General features: G+C 66.0%; 19 protein-coding genes. 9 read left to right on the forward strand and 10 right to left on the reverse strand.

The window, feature by feature from the left end; all coding sequences use genetic code 11:
* Positions 1-175: 175 nt before the first annotated feature.
* Positions 176-1465 carry an MFS transporter gene (locus P1X14_RS12775; RefSeq protein WP_277315761.1) on the reverse strand — a complete coding sequence of 430 codons (1290 nt, stop codon included), beginning with the start codon at positions 1463-1465 and terminating at the stop codon, positions 176-178.
* Positions 1466-1564: 99 nt separating this feature from the next.
* Between P1X14_RS12775 and P1X14_RS12780 the strand changes: the two genes are divergently transcribed.
* The 4 genes from P1X14_RS12780 to P1X14_RS12795 are packed head-to-tail and all read left to right on the forward strand — an operon-like array spanning position 1565 to position 5731.
* Positions 1565-2593, forward strand: a complete 1029-nt coding sequence (locus P1X14_RS12780) for a hypothetical protein (protein WP_277315762.1) — start codon at positions 1565-1567, stop codon at positions 2591-2593.
* Positions 2594-2653: 60 nt separating this feature from the next.
* Positions 2654-3841, forward strand: a complete 1188-nt coding sequence (locus P1X14_RS12785) for a cytochrome P450 (protein ID WP_277315763.1) — start codon at positions 2654-2656, stop codon at positions 3839-3841.
* 13 nt (positions 3842-3854) lie between these two features.
* Positions 3855-4622: a phytanoyl-CoA dioxygenase family protein gene (locus tag P1X14_RS12790; RefSeq protein WP_277315764.1), complete on the forward strand. Its 768-nt coding sequence runs from the start codon at positions 3855-3857 to the stop codon at positions 4620-4622.
* The gene (locus P1X14_RS12795) at positions 4622-5731 is read left to right on the forward strand and encodes a CapA family protein (RefSeq protein ID WP_277315765.1); all 1110 of its coding nucleotides are present in this window, start codon (positions 4622-4624) and stop codon (positions 5729-5731) included. Before P1X14_RS12790 ends, P1X14_RS12795 begins: the two co-directional genes overlap by 1 nt.
* Before the next feature lie 45 nt (positions 5732-5776).
* On the opposite strand, the gene P1X14_RS12800 is transcribed toward P1X14_RS12795, so the two are convergent.
* Positions 5777-6598: a phytanoyl-CoA dioxygenase family protein gene (locus P1X14_RS12800; protein WP_277315766.1), complete on the reverse strand. Its 822-nt coding sequence runs from the start codon at positions 6596-6598 to the stop codon at positions 5777-5779.
* Complete coding sequence (locus P1X14_RS12805) at positions 6595-7767, reverse strand: cytochrome P450 (RefSeq protein WP_277315767.1); 1173 nt, start codon at positions 7765-7767, stop codon at positions 6595-6597. The genes P1X14_RS12800 and P1X14_RS12805 overlap by 4 nt, the downstream gene beginning before the upstream one ends.
* Positions 7768-7908: 141 nt before the next feature.
* Between P1X14_RS12805 and P1X14_RS12810 the strand changes: the two genes are divergently transcribed.
* Entirely contained in the window at positions 7909-8526 is a 618-nt protein-coding gene (locus P1X14_RS12810; protein ID WP_277315768.1) for a glutathione S-transferase family protein, read from the forward strand.
* A gap of 11 nt (positions 8527-8537) precedes the next feature.
* On the opposite strand, the gene P1X14_RS12815 is transcribed toward P1X14_RS12810, so the two are convergent.
* Both P1X14_RS12815 and P1X14_RS12820 read right to left on the reverse strand, forming a co-directional pair.
* On the reverse strand, positions 8538-8942 hold the full coding sequence (locus tag P1X14_RS12815; protein WP_277315769.1) for a MarR family transcriptional regulator: 405 nt from the start codon (positions 8940-8942) through the stop codon (positions 8538-8540).
* A gap of 1 nt (position 8943) precedes the next feature.
* Positions 8944-9972: an aromatic ring-hydroxylating dioxygenase subunit alpha gene (locus P1X14_RS12820; protein ID WP_277315770.1), complete on the reverse strand. Its 1029-nt coding sequence runs from the start codon at positions 9970-9972 to the stop codon at positions 8944-8946.
* A gap of 86 nt (positions 9973-10058) precedes the next feature.
* Between P1X14_RS12820 and P1X14_RS12825 the strand changes: the two genes are divergently transcribed.
* Together P1X14_RS12825 and pobA are read left to right on the forward strand one after the other, a co-directional pair.
* A complete protein-coding gene (locus P1X14_RS12825; protein ID WP_277315771.1) occupies positions 10059-11174 on the forward strand; it encodes a 5-methyltetrahydropteroyltriglutamate--homocysteine S-methyltransferase in 1116 nt (371 codons plus the stop codon).
* Between the two features lie 233 nt (positions 11175-11407).
* Positions 11408-12574 (forward strand): 4-hydroxybenzoate 3-monooxygenase, encoded by a 1167-nt coding sequence (gene pobA / locus P1X14_RS12830; protein ID WP_277315772.1) that lies wholly within the window; start codon positions 11408-11410, stop codon positions 12572-12574.
* On the opposite strand, the gene P1X14_RS12835 is transcribed toward pobA, so the two are convergent.
* Genes P1X14_RS12835 through P1X14_RS12855 form a run of 5 tightly spaced genes read right to left on the reverse strand, consistent with a single transcriptional unit; the run spans position 12571 to position 19742 of the window.
* Positions 12571-14523: a phage tail sheath C-terminal domain-containing protein gene (locus tag P1X14_RS12835; RefSeq protein WP_277315773.1), complete on the reverse strand. Its 1953-nt coding sequence runs from the start codon at positions 14521-14523 to the stop codon at positions 12571-12573. The two genes, pobA and P1X14_RS12835, sit on opposite strands and share 4 nt — an antisense overlap.
* A 54-nt stretch (positions 14524-14577) precedes the next feature.
* Entirely contained in the window at positions 14578-16692 is a 2115-nt protein-coding gene (locus tag P1X14_RS12840; RefSeq protein WP_277315774.1) for a malate synthase G, read from the reverse strand.
* Positions 16693-16741: 49 nt separating this feature from the next.
* A complete protein-coding gene (locus P1X14_RS12845; protein ID WP_277315775.1) occupies positions 16742-17998 on the reverse strand; it encodes an adenosylmethionine--8-amino-7-oxononanoate transaminase in 1257 nt (418 codons plus the stop codon).
* On the reverse strand, positions 17995-18621 hold the full coding sequence (bioD, locus tag P1X14_RS12850) for a dethiobiotin synthase (protein WP_277315776.1): 627 nt from the start codon (positions 18619-18621) through the stop codon (positions 17995-17997). Before bioD ends, P1X14_RS12845 begins: the two co-directional genes overlap by 4 nt.
* Positions 18618-19742, reverse strand: a complete 1125-nt coding sequence (locus P1X14_RS12855; RefSeq protein ID WP_277315777.1) for an 8-amino-7-oxononanoate synthase — start codon at positions 19740-19742, stop codon at positions 18618-18620. The genes bioD and P1X14_RS12855 overlap by 4 nt, the downstream gene beginning before the upstream one ends.
* A gap of 207 nt (positions 19743-19949) precedes the next feature.
* On the opposite strand from P1X14_RS12855, the gene P1X14_RS12860 reads away from it, so the two are divergent.
* On the forward strand, positions 19950-20756 hold the full coding sequence (locus tag P1X14_RS12860; protein WP_277315778.1) for a 2-keto-4-pentenoate hydratase: 807 nt from the start codon (positions 19950-19952) through the stop codon (positions 20754-20756).
* Positions 20757-20788: 32 nt separating this feature from the next.
* Complete coding sequence (locus tag P1X14_RS12865; RefSeq protein WP_277315779.1) at positions 20789-22093, forward strand: MFS transporter; 1305 nt, start codon at positions 20789-20791, stop codon at positions 22091-22093.

Raw genomic sequence — 22093 nt, forward strand, 5'->3', positions numbered from 1 at the left:
CCGCCGCCCAGGCCCAGCAGGTACAGGCTCACCGCACGCTGCACCGTGGCGGGCGACGTCGCCAGATCGCGCGCCACGGCGGGCATTGCGGGCACGAACAGATGGATCGCGAGCGACCCCAGCGCGCCCACCGCGGCGAGGAGCAGGATCAGCGGGCGGCTGAGCGTCGCGGCGCTCACGCGGGCTGGCTGGCCCGCGAACGGATCGCCAGTGCCAGCACGCCGGCCATCAGCGGCGTTCCGGCCACCAGCGCGGTGGGGGCTGCGAACGATCCGGTCGAATCGCGCAGCCGGCCCATCAGCCACGGGATGATCAGGCCCGCGCAGCTGCCGGTCATGTTGATGACGACGATGCCGGTCGCCATGCCGGTGGACGGCAACAGCTTGCTGGGGATCGCCCAGAAGGGCGAGACGGTGCTGCCCATGCACGCGCCGCCGATCACCAGCAGGAGCAGGCCGAGCGGCCCCGGACCTGCGGCATAGGCGCCGAACAGGGCGAAGGCGGCGAGGCTGGCGGGGATGGCGACGTGGAGCGCGCGCTCCTGCGTCTTGTCCGAATGCCAGGCGTTGATCAGCAGGCCGATCCCGCTGCCCAGCCAGGGCAGGGCGACGATCACGCCCACCTCGAAGCTGGTGAAGCCCGACAGGCCATGGACGATCAGCGGCAGCCAGAAGATCACGCCATAATTGCCCGCGAGCAGCAGGAACCAGAGCGCCGAGCAGAGCCACATCGTCGGATCGCGCAGGACGGACCAGCGGCCGGGCTGGCCCTTGGCGGGGCGGGCGGCGGCATGGGTGTTGGCGGCGAGCCAGCTACGTTCGCCATCGTTCAGCCAGCGCGCTTCCTTCGGGCTGTCCGGGAAGCCGAACCAGGCGACCGCGGCCAGCGCGATCGAGGGCAGCCCTTCCACGAAGAACATCCAGCGCCAGCCCTCCCAGCCGAACGGATTCTCGCTCTGGAGCAACAGGCCGGAGAGCGGCGCGCCGATCACCTGCGAGACCGAGATGGCGACGATAGGGATGGCGAGGATCGAGGCGCGGTAGCGCTCGGTCGCCCACATGCTGAGATAGATCATCAGTCCCGAGGACAGGCCGCCCTCGGCCGCACCGGCGAGGAAGCGCAGCGCGTAATAGGCTTCATGCGTGTGGATGAAGGCGAGGGCGGTGGCCACCGCACCCCAGCACAGGGTGATCAGCGTCAGCCATTTGCGCATCCCGATGGCTTCGTAGAGCCAGATGCTCGGGAATTTCAGGAACATGAAGCCGAGGAAGAGGATGCTGGCGCCGAAGCCGTACTGCTCCGCGGTGAAGCCGAGCGACTTGTTCATCTGAAGCGCGGCGAAGCTGACATTGGCGCGGTCGATCGCGCCCATCAGGATGAACAGCGCCGAGGGCAGGACGAGCCGCCACATGATGCGCCGCCCTACGACGCGTTCGATGTTCCCGGCGTTATCCGTGGATGCCATTGCCGACCCCTCTCCGATATTTGTTGTGTGATATAGCGTATAGCGTTAGGAAGGGAAGAATGAAAGCGCTTGCTAAAAGGCGCGAACGGGAGAGCTGCGGTGCCGAAACGGCTGATTTCCATCGAATTCGCGACCTTGCTCTATGCGATGTCCTATCTGCCCTATGTCGTGATCACGCGGATGCTGGCGACCATCGCCGATCCTGCGCTGGGCCGTCCGCTGACGGGGCTCGAGATTTTGCCGGCGATGATGATCACCGGCGCGCTGGCAACCTATGCCTTCATGCTGTGGTCGGGCTGGGCGAAGGGCGTACACCGGGTGCGGGTGGCCGGCCTTTCGCTGCCGTTCGCGACCAAATGGACCTTCTGGTCGGGCGTGTTCACCGCGCTGATCCTGGTGACGGTGCCGCTGTCCTACACGTTCGAGAATGTCAGCGTGCCGTTCATGCAATTGCTGATGCGCGGCGACCTGCTGATCATCGCGCCGATCGTCGATTCGCTGTTCGGGCGGCGGGTGCGCTGGTGGTCGTGGACCGCGCTGGTGCTGGTCGGGATCGCGATGCTGGTGAACTTCCAGGCGCGCGGCGGGCTGGGCCTGCCGCCGATCGCGATTGCGACCATCATATTGTATACATTCGGTTATTTCGGGCGCCTCTACATCATGTCGAAGGTGTCGAAGAATGACGATCCGGCGACGCTGCGACGTTTCTTCAGCGAGGAGAAGATCGTCGCCTTCCCGATCGCGCTGATCGCGATGGGCAGTATCGCGCTGATCGGCGGGACCGAGCAGGCGCGCGAAATGGCGTGGGGCTTCACGCAGATCTGGGGCACGCCGCAGCTGTTCTACATCGCGATCTGCGGCGCGATGGTGTGCCTGACCGGCGTCTTCTCGGCGATCATCTTGCTCGACGGGCGCGAGAACAGCTTCTGCGTGCCGCTGGAGCGGACCGCGAGCATCCTGGCCGGGATTGCGGGATCGATCATCCTGGCGAGCTGGTTCGGCGGGAAGATGCCGTCGAGCGCGGAGTTCATGGGCGCGGGCGTGCTGATCGTCGCGCTGGTCATCCTGTCGCTCGCTCCGCGCCACGCCGCGCGGCGTGAAATGGCCAAGGAAGCGGTGAGTGAATGATAGCGCTTGCATCGATAGCCCGCGCTGGCAATTTGAATTCGAGTAAATCGGGGGAAGTATATGTCGAACCGTGAATCCCAACAGGATTTCGATCCGCTGATCCCGGAGCATTTCGGCAGCGCGCACGAGGATTATGCCCGGCTGCGCCGCGAATGCCCGGTGGCGCATACCGATGCCTGGGGCGGCTTCTGGGCGCTGATGAACTATGACGATGTGAAGCGCGCTGCGTCGGACGCGAAGACGTACATCACCTCGGTGCAGAACGTCGTGCCGCGGGTGGCGTTCACCGGGCGGCGGCCGCCGCTGCATCTCGATCCGCCCGAGCACACGCCGTACCGCCGCGCGCTCAATCCGCTGCTGTCGATGGAGCGGTCCGAGGCGCTGGTCGAGACCACGCGCGGCTTCGTCACCGATCTGCTCGATCCGATGGTGACGAAGGGCGGCGGCGACATCTGCGAGGAGTTCGCGAGCCATTTGCCGGTGCAGGTGTTCGGCGCGTGGATGAAGATGCCCGAGGATCTGCTCGGCACGCTGCATGAGGCGGGGCAGGCGTTCATCATGGCGGTGCGTTCCGCCCAGCCGGATTCGATGAAGGTCACCAGCCTCCGCCTTTACGAGATGGCACGCGACCTGATCGAGCGGCGCAAGGCCAATCCGATGGACCCGGCAATCGACCCGACCAGCGCGCTGCTGGCCGCACGCGATGCCCATGGCGATCCGCTGCCCGACGAGATGATCCTCGGCACGGTGCGGCAGGTGCTGGTGGTCGGCATCGTCGCGCCGACGGTGCTGATGGGCAGCATCGCGGTGCATCTGTCGCGCGATCCCGAGCTGCAGTCGCGGCTGCGGGCAGACCGTTCGCTGGTGCCGGCGGCGCTGGAGGAGTTCCTGCGGCTCTACTCGCCCTATCGCGGCTTTGCCCGCACTGCGACCTGCCCGGTCACGCTGCACGGCCGGACGATTCCTGAGGGCGAGCCGATCGCGCTCGTCTATGCTTCCGCCAATCGCGACGAGACCGTGTTCCCGGATGGCGGCGAGTTCATCATGGACCGGCCGAACATCGCCGAACATCTCGCCTTCGGACGGGGGCCGCATAATTGCCCGGGCGTCCATCTGGGCCGGATGCAGCTTCGCGTTGCGCTGGAGGAACTGCTGGCGCGTACCAGCGGCTTCGATCTGGCGGGCGAGCCGGTCGTGGCGCCCTTCCCGGAGATTGGCGCGATCTCCGTCCCCCTGAAATTCCTGTGAGGAGGCGGTTTCGATGATCAGCGAAGACCAGATCGCCCGCTACGAAGCCGATGGCGCGATCATGTTGCCGGGCCTGTTCACCGATTGGGTCGAGCGGCTGCGCGAGGCGACCGAGCGGGCGATCTCGAACGAGACCGCGCGTTCGACCGAAGGCTTTACCCGCAATCGCGATATGTGGATGACCGATCCGGACTTCCGCGCGTTCGTGTTCGAATCCCCTGCGGCTGAACTCGCCCGCACGATGATGCGCAGCGACAGCGCGCGGCTCTATTTCGACCATTTGTTCGTCAAGGAACCCGGCGCGCAGGCGCCGACGCCGTGGCATCAGGATATGCCCTATTGGCCGGCCAAGGGCGGGCAGGTGGTGTCGATCTGGCTCGCGCTGGACGATGTGACGCGCGAGACCAGCGGGCTTGCCTATGTCCGCGGATCGCATCTGGGCGGCAAGAGCTACAAGCCGATCGGGTTCAGCGACGGCAAGGTTTCCGAAGCATCGGTCGACGAACATGTGATGCCCGATATCGACGCCGATCCCGGCGCGTACGAGTTTCTCGACTGGGAGATGAAGGCGGGAGATTGCCTGGTGCACAATAGTTTCGCGATCCACGGGGCGAGTGGCAATTCGAGCCTGAGCGTGCGGCGGCGCGCGCTGTCGACGCGCTGGGCCGACGCGGACGTGCGGTTCGATCCGCGGCCGGGCACCGATCCGGTGCTGGCCAGCGCGCCGCTGGCGGCAGGCGAGCTGCTGTCGGGCGAACGCTTTCCGCTGGTGATCGGCTGATGGCCGTCCTGATCGCAGTGGGCGATATCGGCCCCAATCGCCCGGAGTCGAGCCAGTGCTTCGACCTGTCGCGCGAGTTGCTGAAGACCGGCGACATCACCTTCACCCAGCTCGAGTGCAACCTCACCAACCGCGGCGCGCGGCTGCCGCAGGTGCGGCACACGCACCGCTCACCGCCTGAATCGGCGGTGGATATTGCCGGGGCGGGGTTCGATGTCGTCTCGTTCGCGGGCAATCACTGCATGGACTGGGGCGCGGACGCGTTCTTCGACACGATCGGCGCGCTGAAGGGCGCGGGGATGGACGTGGTCGGCGTGGGCGCGGACATTGCCGAGGCCCGCGTGCCGGTGATCCGCGAAGTGGATGGCGTGCGGGTAGCGTTCCTTGCCGCGTCGTCGATCCTGCCGATGGGCTTCTGGGCTGATGCCAAGCGGGCCGGATGCGTGCCGATGCGCGCGCACACGCTGTACGAGCAGATCGAGCATGACCAGCCGGGGACGCCGGCGCGCATCCACAGCTTTGCGCATCGCGAGGATCTGGCGGCGCTGGTGGCGGACGTGAAGGCGGCGCGCGAGCGGGCGGACGTGGTGATCGTCTCGCTGCACTGGGGCATCCATTTCGTGCCGGCGACCATCGCCGACTATCAGCGCGAGGTCGGTCATGCGCTGATCGACGCCGGGGCGGACCTGATCCTGGGCCACCATGCGCATATCCTGAAGGGCATCGAGATGTATCGCGGCAAGGCGATCTTCCACTCGCTCGGCAATTTCGCGATCGACCTGCCGATGACGCCCGAACATGCGCAGGGGAAGGGGTTCAAGGAAGTTCAGGCGCTGTCGCCCGGCTGGGAGCCGGACTTCGACTCGCTCTACAATTTCCCGCCGGATTCGCGGATGACGATGTTCGTCCGTGCGGAGCTGACGAAGCAGGGGATCGGGACGTTGGCGTTCAAGCCTGCGTGGATCAATTCCAACGCCCAGCCTGCGCCGCTGGAGTCCGGGGACGAGCGCTTCGCCAAGGTGGCGGATTATGTGCGCTGGTGTTCGGAGGAGGCCGGGTTGCCGGTGACGCTTGCCACCGAGGGTGAGTGGGTGAGGGTCACCGGGTAAATTCTTCTCAAGCCCCTCCCCTGAAGGGGAGGGGCTTAGTTGCAGTTACTGGATCACCACCGGGAACAGGTCCGAGTCCATCGGCTCGCCGGGGGCTGCGGGGGCGAATTCGCGCAGCCAGCCGAACTTGTTGCCGCGAAGGAAATTGCCCGGACGGTCCTCGAAATAGGCGTCGGAGCCGGTCCATCGGGTCGCGAGTGCGCGGCGGCGCTGGTCGGCGGTGGCATTGCCCGGGGCGCCGTGCAGCGTGCGGGCATGGTGGACGAAGACGTCGCCAGGTTCGAGGATGCCGGTGACGAACTCGAAATCCTGCGGGCGGGCGTCGATATCCGGGGCTTCCTCGAGGCCTGCCTCGTCATCCTCGCCATTGTTGCGCGGCTGGGGGCCGAACGACTTGGGGCGGTAGAGCTTGCCCCATTTGTGCGATCCTTTGACGTAGGTGACGACGCCATTGTCCGGCGTGGCGCGGTCGAACGGGACCCATACCGAGACGACCTGCCACCCGCCGACGCACCAGTATGGCAGGTCCTGATGCCACGGCGTCACCGCCGCGGTGCCCGGTTCCTTCACCAGCAGCTGCTCGTAGAAGAAATTGACCTTCTTCGAGCGCATCATCTCGCCCGCGAGGCCCGCCAGCGGAGATTCGAAGATGAATTTGCGGAACTCGGGATTGTGCCGCCACAGGAAGAAGTCGCCATAGAAGCGGCCACCGCCTTCGCCGGTCATATTCGACGAAAGCCCGCCGGGATCGGCCATCACCTTGTCGATGGCGGTGCGCATCCGGTCGATCCAGTGCGCGCCGATCACGTCGCGCAGAATGATCGCGCCGTCGCGTTCGAACTGCTGGATCTGGTCCTCGCTGATCATTTCGCGGCCTCCAGCACGAGGGGCAGGTTGACCACGCCCATGCGGTGGAAGCGGGCACGCTTGGCCGGGGCTTCGAGCGCGAAGTGGCTGGTCAGCGCGAACAGCTCCTCCATCGCCACGCGCATCTCCATCCGGGCCATCGGCGCGCCGAGGCAGGTGTGGATGCCATGGCCGAAGGCGACATGGCGATTGGGCTTGCGATCGAGGATGATCTTGTCCGGCTCGGGGAATGCCTCGGGATCACGGTTCGCCGCGGCCCAGAACATGCCGAGCCGGTCTCCGGCCTTGACCGGGCAGCCACCAAGGGTGGTGTCGCGCGTGGCGACGCGGGGCATTTCCTGCACCGGCGTATCGGCGCGCAGGATTTCCTCGGATGCTGCCGAAATGCGCGACAGGTCGGCGCGCAGCCAGGCCTGGGCATCGGGGTTTTCGGCGAGATAGAGGACCATGTTGCCGATCGCGCTGGTGGTCGAATTATGCCCGGCGGAGATCAGGATTCGCAGGGTCCGGGCGATGGTGTCGTCGTCCATTGCTTCGCCGCCGACCCGCGCGGCGAGCAGGGCCGAGGCGATATCCTCTTCCGGGTGCAGCGGATTGGCGCGGCGGTCCGCGATCATGGTGTGGGCATATTCGATGATCCGGGCATGGCCGGCGTCGGCGATGGCTTCCTCGGCCGGATCCTCGGAGTCCTTGAGCAGGGTATGCTCGGACCATTCCTTGATCTGGCCCCAGCTGTTGCCGTCGATATTGAGCAGGGCGCAAAGGCCGAGCGCGGGCAGGGGGTAGCTATAGCCCTGCGCCAGATCTCCGCGGCCCGCCGCGACCATCGGCGCGAGCAGTTCGCGGGCGTTGCGGCGGACGATGGGTTCCAGCTCGGCCATGCGCTTGGGCGTGAAGAACACAGCCAGCATGCGGCGATAGTCGCGATGCTCGGGCGGGTCGTATTCCAGCGGCGGCATCGGCTTGGCGTAGCGGCTTTGCAGGCCGTTGCTGAACCGGTCGGGATCGCCCGCAGCCTCGATCACATCGGCATAGCGCAGCACGTCCCACTGGCCGCCATGCCGCCCGGCGCGGGCCATCGGACATCGCGCGCGCTGGTCGGCCATCTGGGCGTAGCGTGCGGGCACGTCCTGTTCGATCGTGGGGTCCCAATCGGGTAAAGTCGCCATCATGCCTCTCCTCGTTTGTGGAGAGGCTAAACCCGCCATTTCCTTGAGGATAACAGTCAGTCGCTATGGGGGGTATAAGCCAAAGCTGTATCCCGTAGCACCACTGGCGAGCGCCTGCGCCGGCCGCTAAGGGCAGGGACGATGATCGAACTCTATCACTGCGACGATGCGCGCTCGTTCCGCGCCCTTTGGGCACTCGAGGAAATGGGGCTGCCCTACCGGCTGCATATGCTGCCGTTTCCGCCGCGCATCCTGCAGCCGGACTATCTGGAGCAGAACCCGCTGGGCACGATCCCGCTGTTGATCGACGGGCCGGTGCGGATGACCGAGTCCGCGGCGATCCCGCAATATCTGGCGACGCGATACGGCCCGACGCCGCTGGCGGTGGACGTGGACGAGCCGGACTATGCGCTGTGGCTCGACTGGCTCCATCGCAGCGAAGCGACGCTGACGTTCCCGCAGACGATCGTGCTGCGTTACACCCAGCTGGAGCCGGAGGAGCGGCGGCTGCAACAGGCGGTGGACGATTACACCCAGTGGTTCCTCTCGCGCCTGCGCCATGTGACGCGGGCGCTGGGCGATCGCGAATGGCTGTGCGCGGGGCGCTTCACCATGGCCGATCTGTGCGTGGGCTATGCGCTGCTGTTCGCGCGGACGCTTGGGCTGGAGCACAAGTTCAGCCCGGAAGTCGCGGCCTATTGGGAACGGCTGAGCACGCGCCCGGCCTTCCTCGCGGCAAAGGCGGCGCAGGCGGGCTGACGCGCCGCGGCTCAGTCGTGGATGCGGCGGAGCAGGGCGGTGAGCTGGGCGACTTCCGCGGCGGTGAACCGGGCCTTCAGCCATGCCTCGTGCGTGGCGATGGCCTTGCGGGCTTCGGACAGCGCGGTCTCGCCTTCGGGGGTCAGGGTGAAGGCGACGCGGCGGCGGTCGCCCTCGGCATGGCCGCGCACCAGCAGCTCGCGGCGCTCGAGCGCATGGACGATGGCCATGGTCGTCGCGCGGTCCATCTGCAGCTTCGCCGCCAGATCGGTCTGGGCGATGCCGGGATGATCGTGCGCCAGCCACAGCACTGAAACCTGCTTCTGGGTCAGTTCCAGATCGGCGAAATGCTCGGTGAAATGGCGCAGCACCGCGCCATGGGCGAGGCGCAGGTGGAGCCCAAGAACATCGTCCAAGCTATTCGGCAAGCGCAGGTTCCTTGATGAGGCGGTCGATGATCCGCCTAGCACGAACGCCGCCCTGGTCGATGGAATAGGCGCGAAGTTTCAGGTCCGGATTGGCGTCTATCGAACGCTGCTGCGCTTCGAGCACCTCGACATCCTCGTCGAACACCTGGCCCTGCTGCGCCTTGAAGCGCGCGGTGAAGCCGGTGTCGTTAATGTCGAAATTGCGCGCCATGCCCCAGAAATAATGGGTGCTGGTCTCGCTCTCCGGCGTCATCGCGTCGATCACCATGCCGCGCACGCCCTGATCATGCTTCTCCGGTGTGGCACCGGCACCGACCGGAGCCACGCCGACATCGATCAGCACCGAAGAGGGCGGCAGGAAATGGCAGATCTGCCAGCGGTCGACCGGCCCCTCCGCCCGCAGCGCGTCGCGCCAGAAGGGCGGCGGCTCGATCCCCGGCATCCAGCGGCGGACGATCACTTCGTCGCCGCGCGTCTCGGTTTCCAGCGGCGATTCGTTGATCTCGTGCTGGCCGATCGAGCCGGAATGGACATAGGTCTCGTGGGTCAGGTCCATGAGGTTGTCGATGACCAGGCGATAGTCGCAGGCGATGTGGCTGTAGCCGCCGTCGAAGGTCCAGCCCGGCGTGCTGCACGGCCAGAAATCGGGGATCAACTCGGGATCGGCCTTCGCCGCCTCGCCGATCCAGATCCAGATATAGCGATGGCGCTCGACGATTGGGTAAGCGGTGGCGCAGACGCCCTTGTTCACCCGTTCCGACTTGATCGGCATCTGCTCGGCCACGCCGTCCGGCCCGATCTTCAGCCCGTGATAGCGGCAGCGGATCGAATCGCCTTCCTTGATCCCCATCGACAGCGGGAGCAGCCGGTGCGGGCAGGCATCGCGCAGCGCAACCACGCTGCGATCCAGCTTGCGCCACAGCACGATCGGCTCGCCACAGATGGTGCGGGCAAGCGGCGCGCGATCCACTTCGCTGTCCCACGCGGCGACATACCAGCGATTGCGAATGAAGGTCATGACTCGAACTCCTCTGCCTCTTGACCGGGCTAATATATTTGTATGTAACACGTACAAATAATCACTCGTCAAGTGGGAGAGGTTCAATGACCGCCAAGCCGCCATTCCGTGCCGATCATGTCGGCAGCTTCCTGCGCCCCAAGGCGCTGCTCGATGCGCGTGCGCAGTTCAAGGAAGGGGCGATCGACGCCGCCGCGCTGCGTGCGGTGGAGGATGAGGCGATCCGCGACGTGGTGAAGTTCCAGGAGGATCTGGGGCTGAAGGGCATCACCGACGGCGAGTTCCGCCGCACCTATTTCCACACCGATTTCCTGCTGCAGCTCGACGGGGTCGAGGAAGCCGGCGGCACGCAGGTGAAGTTCCATCAGCATGGCGGCAAGGAGCTGGAATATGCTCCGCCGGTGATGAAGATCACGGGCAAGATCGCGCGTGCAAAGGATATCCAGCGCGCCGATTTCGATTTCCTTGCCTCGTGCACCAGTGCGACGCCGAAGGTGACGATCCCCTCGCCGACGATGCTGCACTTCCGCGGCGGCCGCGATGCGATCGACACGGCGGCCTATCCCGATCTCGACCAGTTCTACGACGATCTGGCCGCGGCCTATCGCGCCGAGATCGCCAGCCTGGCCGATGCCGGGTGCCGCTATCTCCAGCTCGACGACACGAACCTCGCCTATCTGTGCGACGAGACGCAGCGCGAGAATGCCAAGCGTCGCGGCATGGACCCGGACGAGCTGCCCAAGCTCTATGCCCGGATCATCAACGATTCGATCCGCGACAAGCCTGCGGACATGACCGTGTGCGTCCATCTGTGCCGCGGCAATTTCCGGTCGAGCTGGGCAGCCGAGGGCGGTTACGAGCCGGTCGCCGAAGTGCTGTTCAACGCGCTGAATGTGGACGGCTATTTCCTCGAATATGACGATCCCCGCTCGGGCGACTTCGCCCCGCTGCGCCATGTGCCCAAGGGCAAGACGGTGGTGCTGGGTCTGGTCACGACCAAGCTGGGCGAGCTGGAATCGAAGGACGATGTGAAGCGCCGGATCGACGAAGCGGCGAAGTTCATGCCGCTGGAACAGGCCGCGCTGTCGCCCCAGTGCGGCTTCTCGTCGACGGTGCACGGCAACGACGTGTCGTTCGGCCAGCAGGCGGACAAGCTGAAGCTGGTGATCGATGTTGCGACGGAGGTTTGGGGGGAGATTTGATCTATTGATCCTCCCCCACAAGGGGGAGGTGGCGCCGAAGGCGACGGAGGGAGAGGAAGCATCGCGGCTTGTTCGTCGCTTGCCCCCCCTCCGTCAGCTGCGCTGACACCTCCCCCTAGCGGGGGAGGATTCACTTAACAGATCTTCCCCATCCACCAAAACTTCCGGAAATCGGATGGCTCCCCGTCCATTCCGATTGGCGCGCGCGATGCAAGCGCATGACAAGCGCTTTCATGAAGACACAAGTCGCCATCATCGGATCGGGTCCCTCGGGCCTGTTGCTCGGCCATCTGCTGCGTGCGGCTGGGATCGATTGCATCATCCTCGAACGCCAGACCCGCGACTATGTCGAGAGCCGCATCCGCGCGGGCGTGCTGGAAACGGTCACGACCGACCTGATGAAGCAGCTCGGTGTCGATGCGCGGATGAATGCCGAAGGGCTGATCGAGGAAGGCTTCAACCTTGCCGATGGCGAGCGGCTGATCCGCATCGACATCACCCGCCTGACCGGCAAGCACGTCACGGTCTATGGCCAGACCGAACTGACCCGCGACCTGATCGCCGCCGCGCCTGACCGCGGTCTGGAGATCGTGTTCGAGGCGAAGGACGTGGCGCTGCACGACCTCGAAGGCTCGCCTTCGGTCAGCTATTCGAAAGATGGAATCGAGCATCGGATCGCGTGCGACTTCGTCGCTGGATGCGACGGGTTTCACGGCCCCTCGCGAAAGGCGATCCCGGCGCATCTGGTGCGCGAATATGAGCGGGAATATCCGTTCGGCTGGCTCGGCATCCTGGCCGATGTGCCGCCGTGCCATCCGGAACTCATCTATTCGAATGGCCCGCGCGGCTTTGCGCTGGCGTCGATGCGCTCAGCCACGCGCAGCCGCTATTACATTCAGGTGCCGCTGACCGAGAAGGTCGAGGACTGGCCGGAAGACCGGTTGTGGGACGAACTCGCACTGCGCTTCGATCCCATCTCGGAACGCGGCGTGACCCGCGGTCCGGCGCTGGAAATGTCGATCGCGCCGCTGCGCTCCTATGTGTTCGAGACGATGCGGCATGGCCGTCTGTTCCTGGCTGGAGACAGCGCGCATATCGTGCCGCCGACCGGCGCCAAGGGGCTGAACCTTGCCGCGTCGGACGTGGCGTATCTGTCCGACGCACTGATCGCCCATTATCGCGGCGGCGATGAATCTGGGCTGGCAGCCTATGAGAAGAAGGCGCTGGCGCGGATCTGGAAAGCCGAGCGGTTCAGCTGGTACCTGACCAAGCTGATGCACCGCTTCCCCGAGGACGGCGCGTTCGAACACCGCATGCAGTTCGCCGAACTGGACTATGTCGCGTCGTCCGAGGCGATGCAGACGGTGATCGCCGAGAATTACGTCGGGCTGCCGCTCTAGCTTGCTGTCTGCCCCGCCATTTGCTGGAGCGAGATCACCACGAACTCGGCCGGCTTCACCGGCGCGAACAGGATCAGGATGTTGACGATGCCATTGTCCATGTCCGTGGCTGTGGTGGTCGAGCTGTCGCAGATCACTTGATAGGCCTGGGCGGGCGTCGATCCGACGAACGCGCCCTGTAGATAGAGTGGATGCAGGAAGCTGTTCACGGCCAACCGGATCTGCGCCCAGAGCGGCTCGTCGTTCGGCTCGAACACCACCCATTGCAGGCCCTGGATCAGGCTTTGCTCAAGATAGAGGGCGAGGCGGCGGACCGGGACATATTTCCAGTCATTGTCGGCAACATTGGGTGAAGCCAGCGTGCGGGCGCCCCAGACGATATTGTCGTAGATCGGGAAGGTGCGCAGCGCGTTGATGCCCAGCGGGTTGATCTGTCCGTTCTCGGTATCGTTCATCACATATTGGAGCTGCTGGACCCCGGCGAGCGGGGCGCCGATCCCGGCGGGCGCCTTCCACACGCCGCGATTCTGGTCGGTCAGCGCGTAGATCCCTGCCATGGTGCCGCTGGCGCCGAGCATCATCGGATCGGTCGAGAAGGGCGACGGGACCGCGACCTGCGGGAAATAGGCTGCGGCGCTGATGATGCCATTGCCGAAGCTGGCCGGGGTGTTTGTTGCCCATGTCACGGCCTGAGCGGGCGTCTGGATGCTGGCCGGGAGATCGAGGATCGCGAAGGCCTTGCGCTGGATCGCGTAGTTCAGCGTTGCGGTGGCGGCGGTGAGGTAATCGGCTGAGGACATCTGCGCGATATCGGGGATGGCGATCAGGTTGACGATCTGCATCGCATCCAGCGCGTAGATGCCGGATCGCTTGCCGGAATTGCCCGCCACCTCGAACCCTGCGGGCGGCAGGCCGTCGGGGTTGGTCGCCCCGGCGGGTGCGGCGAGGCGCCACGCCTGGCAATTGACGGAGAGCGTTTCGAACAGCGCGGGATCGCTGCACGTCACACCGATCCGATAGTCAGCCAGAGCGGGATCGGGGGCGACGATCTGGATCAGCGGCGCGGCGCCGGGGAAGGGCGAGGTACAGGCGCGGACGATAGCCGAGGCAAGGCCGGGCAAGGCGGTCTGTGCCGCCGCGCTCGCAAGCGCCTGCTGGAGCGCGGCGATGAGATCGGACTGCGTTGCGATCGCGGAGCCGATTGCGACCGTAGCACTGAACGCGCTGCCGGTGGGTGGGGTGACCGTGACGGCGAGCGTGACTCCCGAAGCGGGTGTGGGTGACGGGGTGAAGGACAGGAGCGTGCCGCTGGCGAACGGGATCGCACCGGCCGGGGCGTCCAGCGGCGGTATGGCGAGCAACGCGGTGTTCGTGTTCGCCGATTCCATTACCTCGGCGAGGCTGTTCGGCTGGGCGGGGTCGAGGGTGACGCCCGGGACATGCTGCGTGGAGACCGCCGAATAGCTGTTGGCGGTCTGACTGGAATTGGCGGTGATCGAATAGAGCGTCGCGCTCAGATCGAAGCAGTCGGGTTTGCCAGACAGATAGTCGACGGTGACGTAGATATCCTCGCCCCAAGTGCCCGGGTTTGCGGACTGGAGCGGGAGGACGGGTGCTCCCGTCGCTGCCGCGAGCGAAGTCGCGCCGGGCAAGGCGGTGGCGGGCTGCACCGGCGCGGGCGAGGCAGCACAAAGGCGGCTGACCCAGGCTTCGGTGCCGCCGTTGAGGAAGAACTGGCTGACCTGAAAACTGAGCGGGCTGGTGGCGTCGAGGCCGCCGAACACCCGCTGGAAATCGCCGAAGTTCAGGCACTGGACCGGCGTGTTGAGCGGCCCGCGGCGGAGATAGCCGACAAACGCCGTTGTCGCGGTCGAAACACCACTGATTGTGTGCGTGCCGCTGGGCAGTTCCTGCACATAGACGCCCGGATAGGTGAGTTGAATCGGCATGCGGCACCTCCGGGATCGATGCTTAGCATGCGATCCCGGAGGTGCCTGGCCTTTTCAGGCCGATTTGGCGCGTTGCCGCCATTCGGTGAGGGCGAATTCGGTATAGCCATTGGCGGCTTCGCGGCCCTCGAAGATCAGCGCGCGGGCGGCCTTGTAGGCATAGCCGTCAAAGCCCGGGGCCATCGGCCGGTACAGCGGATCGCCTTCGTTCTGGCGGTCCACTACCGTGGCCATGCGCTGCAGCGTCTCGTCCACCTGCGCCTCGGTCGTGATGCCGTGACGCAGCCAGTTGGCGATATGCTGCGACGAGATGCGCAGCGTGGCGCGATCCTCCATCAGCCCCACATCATGGATATCGGGCACCTTGGAACAGCCGACGCCCTGATCGACCCAGCGCACGACATAGCCGAGGATGCCCTGGCAGTTATTGTCCAGCTCCTGCGCAATCTCCTCCGGCGAGAAATTGGTGCCGGTGGCCAGCGGGGGCGTAAGCAGCGTATCGAGTTCGCCGGTGACCGGGGCCTTGGCCATCTCGTCCTGAAGCGCGAGCACGTCGACGGCGTGATAGTGCATCGCGTGCAGCGTCGCGGCGGTGGGTGAGGGGACCCAGGCGGTGGTGGCGCCGCTCTTGGGGTGGCCGATCTTCTGCGCGAGCATGTCCGCCATCCGGTCGGGCGCGGCCCACATGCCCTTGCCGATCTGCGCCTTGCCCTTCAGCCCGCAGGCGAGGCCGATGCCGACATTGCGTGCCTCGTATGCCTTGATCCAGCCGGTGTTGCGGACGGCTTCCTTGCGGACGATCGGGCCGCCTTCCATCGCGGTGTGGATCTCGTCGCCTGTGCGGTCGAGGAAACCGGTGTTGATGAAGACGGTGCGCTCGCGCGCGGCATGGATGCACGCGGCGAGGTTGACGCTGGTGCGGCGTTCCTCGTCCATGATGCCGATCTTGAGGGTCAGCGGCGGCAGGCCGAGCAGCGCTTCGACCCGGCCGAACAGTTCGCAGGCGAAACCGACTTCCTCGGGTCCGTGGAGCTTGGGCTTCACGATATAGACCGATCCGGCCCGGCTGTTGCGATACGGTCCGCTGCCGTCGTGCATCGCGCAGAGCGAGGTGACGACCGCGTCGATCAGCGTTTCGGGCACCGGCTGGCCGTCCAGCGTGACGATGGTCGTCAGCATGTGATGGCCGACATTGCGGACCAGCAGAGCCGAGCGGCCGGGCAGGGTCAGCGTACCGCCGCCGGGCGCGGTATAGACGCGATCCGGTTCGAGCGTTCGTTCCTCGGTCTTGCCGCCCTTGGCGAAGCTGGCCGAGAGCGTGCCCTTCATCAGGCCGAGCCAGTTGGTGTAGGCGACCACCTTGTCCTGCGCATCGACCGCGGCGACCGAATCCTCGCAATCGATGATGGTCGATATGGCGGATTCGAGGGTCACGTCGGCGACCCCCGCCGGATCGGTGGCGCCGATCGTATGGGCGCGGTCGATCAGGATCTCGATGTGCAGGCCATTGTCCTTCAGCAGCACCGCCGAGGGATTGTCGGCATCGCCGCGATAGCCCGCGAGCTTTGCCGGATCGGCGAGCGCGGGAACCAGCGCGCCATCGACCACGGCATAGCGGGTCGCATCGGCATGGCTGCCGCTGGCGAGCGGTGCGGCTTCGTCGAGGAACGCCTTGGCGCGGGCGACGACGCGGGCACCGCGGGCGGGATCGTATCCCTTACCCGCGGGCAGATCGCCCAGCGCATCGGTGCCGTAAAGCGCGTCGTACAGGCTGCCCCAGCGCGCGTTCGCGGCGTTCAGCGCATAGCGGGCATTGGTGACCGGCACGACGAGCTGGGGTCCCGGGATCGAGGCGAATTCGGGATCGACATTGGCGGTGGTGACCGCGAACGGCGCGGGTTCGGGGACGAGATAGCCGATCTCGGTCAGGAACGCCTTGTGCGCGGCCACGTCGAACGGCTGGCCAACGCGATCCGCATACCAGCCGTCGATCCGGGCCTGAAGAATGTCGCGCTTGGCCAGCAGATCGGCGTTGCGCGGGGCGAGATCGGTCAGCAGCGCGACGAAGCTGGTCCAGAAGGACGCGGGGTCCACACCGGTTCCGGGCAGGGCTTCACGCTCGATGAATTCGGCCAACAGGTCGTCGATGATCAGGCCGGCACGTTCCACAGGATACTCCTCGGGCAAGGGTTCACGATCATCCTGGGGAGATTTCGCTCTAGCCGAAACTCCCGGAGGCACAAGAGGCTGCGGCGTCCGCAATCGCCGAATAGATCGCGTCGAGATCGTCGTCGCCGATGCAATAGGGCGGCATGACATAGACGGTGTTGCCCAAGGGGCGGAGCAACAGGTTCCGCTCACGGAAGAAGGCGAGCAGTTTCGGGCCGAGGTCGGAGAGATAGGCGCTGCTGGGGGCGCCCAGCTCCATCGCGGTGACGGTGCCGATCTGGCGCGCGTTGCGGATATTGGTGAGGGCGGGGAGGCGGGTGCTTTGCCGTTCGGTCAGGTCGGCGATGCGGTCCAACACTGGCTCGTCGCGCCATATTTCGAGGTTCGCGACGGCGGCGGCGCAGGCGATGGGGTTGGCGGTGTAGCTGGAGGAGTGGAAGAACATTGTCGACCGGTCGGTTGAGCGATGCGCTTCGAAGATCGGTTCGCGCGCCATCGTCACTGCGAGGGGGATGGCACCGCCGGTCAGGCCCTTGGACAGGCACAGGATATCGGGGACCACGCCCGCCTGTTCGCAGGCCAGCAGGGTGCCGGTGCGGCCCCACCCGGTCATCACTTCGTCGGCGATGAACAGGACACCGTGACGCGCGCAGATGGCGGCCATCTGTGCGAGCGTTTCGGGGCTGTAGATCAGCATGCCGCCCGCGCCGAGCAGAAGCGGTTCGACGATCAAGGCGGCGGGGTGTTCGCGACACGCGGCTTCGAGGGCGTCGAGCATGGCTTGTTCCGCGCCTTGCACCGGGAACGGCAGCGTGCCGACGTCGAACAGCAGCGGGCTATAGGCGCGGTTGAACACGCCGCGTGCGCCGACCGACATCGCGCCGATCGTGTCGCCATGATAGCTGTGTTCGAGGACGAGGATGCGGTGGCGCGGTTCGCCGCGATTGGCCCAGTATCCGAGCGCCATCTTGAGCGCGACTTCGACTGCGGTGGAGCCCGAGTCCGAAAAGAACACGCGAGTCAGCTCGGGCGGCATGATCCGGGTCAGCTCGCGGGCGAGCGTCTCGGCGGGTTCGTGGGTCCAGCCGGCGAAGATGATCTGGTCCATGCGGCTCGCCTGATCGGCGATGGCGGCCATGATGCGCGGGTGCGAATGGCCGTGCGTGGTGACCCACCAGGACGAGATCGCATCGATAATGCGGCGGCCGTCATCGGTGTGGAGCGCTGCACCCTCGGTACGGACGATGCGCGGGATCGGCTCGTTCAGGCCGTGCTGGGTGAAGGGATGCCAGACGGGGGAGGTCATGCGAAGTCCGCCGGGTCGAACGCCTGCGCGAACGCATCCGCCAGCGTTTGCGCGTTCAGTGGCGAAAGGTGCGGCAGGCGGCCGAGACGCTTCAAGTCCCCAAGCCGCGCGATGGTCGCTTCGCTATGCTCCACCGGCTCGCCGATGAACGACACGCCGAGGATCGGCACCTCGCGGCGGCGAAGCGCCTCGATGGTCAGCAGGCTGTGGTTGATCGTGCCGAGCGTGGTGCCGGCGACGATCACGACCGGATGCCCCCAGCGGGCGAACAGATCGGCGAAGACGAGATCGCGGTTCACCGGCACCATCGCGCCGCCTGCCCCCTCGACGATCAGTGGACCATCCACGACGGGCGGCACGAGGCGAGCGGGGTCGATCTCCACCCCATCGATCTCGGCCGCGCGATCGGGGGAGCAGGGGGTGTTCAGCCGGTACGCTTCGGGCAGGATGCGCTCGGGCGGCAGACCCGAAAGCGCCGCGACCGACAGGCTGTCGCTGCCGCCTTCCAGCCCCGCCTGCACCGGCTTCCAATAATGCGCGCCGAGCATGCCTGCGAGACCGGCCGCGAACACGGTCTTGCCCACATCGGTATCGGTTCCGGTGACGATAATGGTGCGGCTCATGCAAGCGCGCCTTTCAGCACCTCGGCGAGCGCGGCGACATCGGCGGTGCTGGCGTTGAGGGTCAGCGAGATGCGCAGGCGCGACGTGCCCGCCGGGACGGTCGGCGGGCGGATGCCGCGCACGTCGAAGCCCGCCGCCTGCACCGCTTCCGCCACGCGCATCGTCTCGCGATCATCGCCGATGATCAGCGGTAGAATCTGCGAGCCAGTGGGAGCAACGCCGCATGGCGCGAGCAGGCGTTCGGCTTCGGCGATCAGTGCCCAAAGCGCATCGCGGCGCTGCGGTTCGTCGGCGAGTATACGCAGGCTCTCGCGTGCGGCGGCGGCCATCAGCGGGGAGGGGGCGGTGGAGAAGATGAACGGGCGGCCGCGATTGACGAGGAAGTCGCGCACCAGCGCCGGTCCGCAGATCGCCGCGCCTTCGCAGCCCATCGCCTTGCCGAAGGTGTGGAGCGAGATGACGTTGTCGCGACCCTCCAGCGCGTGCGCCAATCCCTGCCCCTTCGGCCCGAACACGCCGGTCGCATGGGCCTCGTCGATCAGTAGCATCGCGTCGTGCCGGTCGGCGATTTCGGCCAGTGCGGTCAGCGGCGCCTGGTCGCCGTCCATGCTGTACAGCGTCTCGACTGCGATCCATGGCCGCCCGGTGCCGCCGCCGCGCCGCCAGCGCAGGATGGCGCCTTCGAACGCGTTGGGATCGTTATGCGTCGCCGACAGATACTCCGCGCGGCTCAGCTTAATGCCTTCGTGCGCGCTGGCATGGACCAGTTCGTCATGGACGATCAGGTCGCCGCGCTGGGGCAAAGTAGCGAGCAGGGCGGCATTGGCCGCGAAGCCGCTGGAAAAGGTCAGTGCGGCTTCGGCTCCGAAAAAGGCGGCGGCCTCGGCTTCGAGCGCTTCATGCTCTGCGTGATTGCCGCGCAGCAGCCGCGATCCGCCCGAACCGATCGGCACGCCGCGCGCCATTGCCTCGCGCACGGCGTCGGCAAGACGCGGTGAGGCGGCCAGCGCGAGATAGTCGTTCGAGGCGAAGTCATGCCCCCGGCGCTCGATCAGCGCGCGGCGGCGGCCCTGTTCGCTCAGTCTGGCAAGATCGGTCTGGAGGAAGTCGAGGCGATTCACGTGGCTGCCCCTAGGGCGCGGCGACCGGCGAGTCATCGATTCTATTCGCCCGCGGCAATGGCGGCCGCAGCATCACCAATGCAGGATCAGCAATGATTGTCGCATTGACCTGTATCTCTGACACCGGTAGCATTGCCGCCGCTTACCCGCCCGTCCATCGGGAACAGGTGCGGGAGGCAGGGTAGAGCGATTCGAAAGGCCGGCATTTTGAGTGAAGGACAGGCTGGCGCCGAAGCGATCGCACGCGCATTTGTGGATGCGCGGCATTCGGGCGGCGTGCTGGCGGACTATCCGGGCGGAAAGCTGCCCGCATCGCTCGACGAGGCGTATCGGATTCAGGAACGCGCAATCGGCCTGCATGGCGGGCGCGTGGCGGGCTGGAAGGTCGGCCGCATCGCCGATCCTTTGGTCTCGACCTATGGCGCGAACCGGCTGACCGGCCCGATCTTCGACAATGGCATCGTTTACGCGAGCGAAGGCGATGTGCCGGAAATGCCGGTGTTCGGCGATGGCTTTGCTGCGGCCGAGGCCGAATATCTGCTGCAGCTGGGCGATCTGCCCGCCAGCTTCGAGCGGGCCTGGACCAATGGCGCGGTGGCCGCTCATGTCGACCGGGTGTGCATCGGCATCGAAGTGGCCAGCTCGCCCTTTCCGGGCATCAACGAGCATGGCCCCGCCGTGACCGTGTCCGACTTCGGCAACAATAACGGGCTGGTGGTCGGCACCGAACTGGGCGACGGACAGGGTTTCCTCGACCTTCCGGTAGCGCTAACAATCGACGGAATCCAAGCCGGGACGGGAACCGCGGCGGATATGCTCGACGGGCCGTTCGGTGCGGTGCGCTTCCTGTTCGAGCTGGCGCGGGATCGCGGCCTGCCGCTGGCCGCGGGCCAGTGGATCTCGACCGGTGCCGTTACCGGCGTCCACCCCGTCCGCCCCGGCGCCGTGGTGGAGGCCCATTTCGGCGATGACATGACGGTGCGTTGTGCGATAGGTGTGAGCCGCCAAGACTGATATGATAGATAAGATTTAAAGAGGAGAGGGGAATGGCCACGATTGGAGAGACCGGAGGCGGCACACTGCCCGCCCGTACCGGCCGGTATCGATGGATGATCGTGGCGCTGCTCTTCGTGGCGACGACGGTCAATTATATCGACCGCACCATGCTGGGGCTTCTCAAGCCGCAGCTCTCCTCCGAGCTTGGCTGGAGCGAGACCGATTACGGCAACATCGTCACCGCCTTCCAGTGCGCCTATGCGTTCGGTTTCCTGATCATGGGCTGGCTGATCGACCGGTTCGGACCGAAGATCGGCTATTCCATCGCCATCACCATCTGGACCATCGGCCATGTCGCGCACGGCTTTGCCGGCTCGGTCGCGTCGTTCATGGCGGCGCGCGCGATGCTGGGCGTGGGCGAGGCGGGGCATTTCCCCTCGGTCGTGCGCGCGAGCAGCGAGTGGTTTCCGCAGAAGGAGCGCAGCTACGCGATCGGCTGGGTCAACAGCGCCACCACGATCGGCGTGATCCTGACCGCGCCGACCATGTGGCTGTTCATGACCTGGCTGGGCCTGGGCTGGCGCGAGACCTTCATCTATACCGGCCTGTTCGGCGTGATCCTGCTGGTGCTGTGGATCAAGGTGTACAGCAACCCGCGCGAGAGCGGGAAGGTGAGCGACGCGGAGCTGGCCTGGATCGAGCATGACCCGCCCGAGAAGATCGAGCGCATCGGCTGGGCCAAGATCGTCACCAAGCGCGAGGCATGGGCATTCGCCGTCGGCAAGTTCCTGACCGATCCGGTCTGGTTCATGATGCTGTTCTGGCTGCCCAGCTATTTCAACAGCACGTACGGCGTCGATCTGAAGGTGGTCCTGCTGCCGATGATCATCATGTACCTGTTGTCCGACGTGGGCAGCATCGCAGGCGGCTGGGTGTCGTCCAAGCTGATCCAGAGCGGGCGCAGCGTGAATTTCGCGCGCAAGGCGACGATGCTGGGCGCGGGCTGCTGCGTGTTGCCGCTGCTGTTCGTGACCCATGTCGACAATATCTGGCTGGCGATCCCCCTGATCGGCATCGCGCTGGCCGGGCATCAGGCCTTTTCGTCGACCATCCTGTCGATCCCGCCCGACATGTTCCCGAAGCGCGCGGTCGGATCGGTGATCGGGCTGGGCGGTTTCGCAGGCGGCATCGGCGGCATGATCATGTCCACCTCGGTGGGGCGTGTGCTCGATGCGACCGGCGGCAACTACACGCTGATTTTCGCCGCGTGCACGACGGTGTATTTCCTCGCCGTGCTGTCGATCCATCTGCTCAGCCCGAAGCTGGCGCCGGTAACCGTGGAGGCCAAGGCCTAA

It is taken from the genome of Sphingomonas sp. AOB5 (assembly GCF_029433115.1).
Taxonomy (GTDB): domain Bacteria; phylum Pseudomonadota; class Alphaproteobacteria; order Sphingomonadales; family Sphingomonadaceae; genus Sphingomonas.

What these genes read in the sequence shown, in the direction of transcription:
- P1X14_RS12810 (WP_277315768.1), top strand. Translation starts at nt 7,909, where the DNA reads ATGATCGAACTCTATCACTGCGACGATGCGCGCTCGTTCCGCGCCCTT.
- P1X14_RS12785 (WP_277315763.1), top strand. Translation starts at nt 2,654, where the DNA reads ATGTCGAACCGTGAATCCCAACAGGATTTCGATCCGCTGATCCCGGAG.
- P1X14_RS12795 (WP_277315765.1), top strand. Translation starts at nt 4,622, where the DNA reads ATGGCCGTCCTGATCGCAGTGGGCGATATCGGCCCCAATCGCCCGGAG.
- P1X14_RS12775 (WP_277315761.1), bottom strand. Translation starts at nt 1,465, where the DNA reads ATGGCATCCACGGATAACGCCGGGAACATCGAACGCGTCGTAGGGCGG.
- pobA (WP_277315772.1), top strand. Translation starts at nt 11,408, where the DNA reads ATGAAGACACAAGTCGCCATCATCGGATCGGGTCCCTCGGGCCTGTTG.
- P1X14_RS12825 (WP_277315771.1), top strand. Translation starts at nt 10,059, where the DNA reads ATGACCGCCAAGCCGCCATTCCGTGCCGATCATGTCGGCAGCTTCCTG.
- P1X14_RS12805 (WP_277315767.1), bottom strand. Translation starts at nt 7,767, where the DNA reads ATGGCGACTTTACCCGATTGGGACCCCACGATCGAACAGGACGTGCCC.
- P1X14_RS12865 (WP_277315779.1), top strand. Translation starts at nt 20,789, where the DNA reads ATGGCCACGATTGGAGAGACCGGAGGCGGCACACTGCCCGCCCGTACC.
- P1X14_RS12845 (WP_277315775.1), bottom strand. Translation starts at nt 17,998, where the DNA reads ATGACCTCCCCCGTCTGGCATCCCTTCACCCAGCACGGCCTGAACGAG.
- bioD (WP_277315776.1), bottom strand. Translation starts at nt 18,621, where the DNA reads ATGAGCCGCACCATTATCGTCACCGGAACCGATACCGATGTGGGCAAG.
- P1X14_RS12820 (WP_277315770.1), bottom strand. Translation starts at nt 9,972, where the DNA reads ATGACCTTCATTCGCAATCGCTGGTATGTCGCCGCGTGGGACAGCGAA.
- P1X14_RS12800 (WP_277315766.1), bottom strand. Translation starts at nt 6,598, where the DNA reads ATGATCAGCGAGGACCAGATCCAGCAGTTCGAACGCGACGGCGCGATC.
- P1X14_RS12835 (WP_277315773.1), bottom strand. Translation starts at nt 14,523, where the DNA reads ATGCCGATTCAACTCACCTATCCGGGCGTCTATGTGCAGGAACTGCCC.
- P1X14_RS12790 (WP_277315764.1), top strand. Translation starts at nt 3,855, where the DNA reads ATGATCAGCGAAGACCAGATCGCCCGCTACGAAGCCGATGGCGCGATC.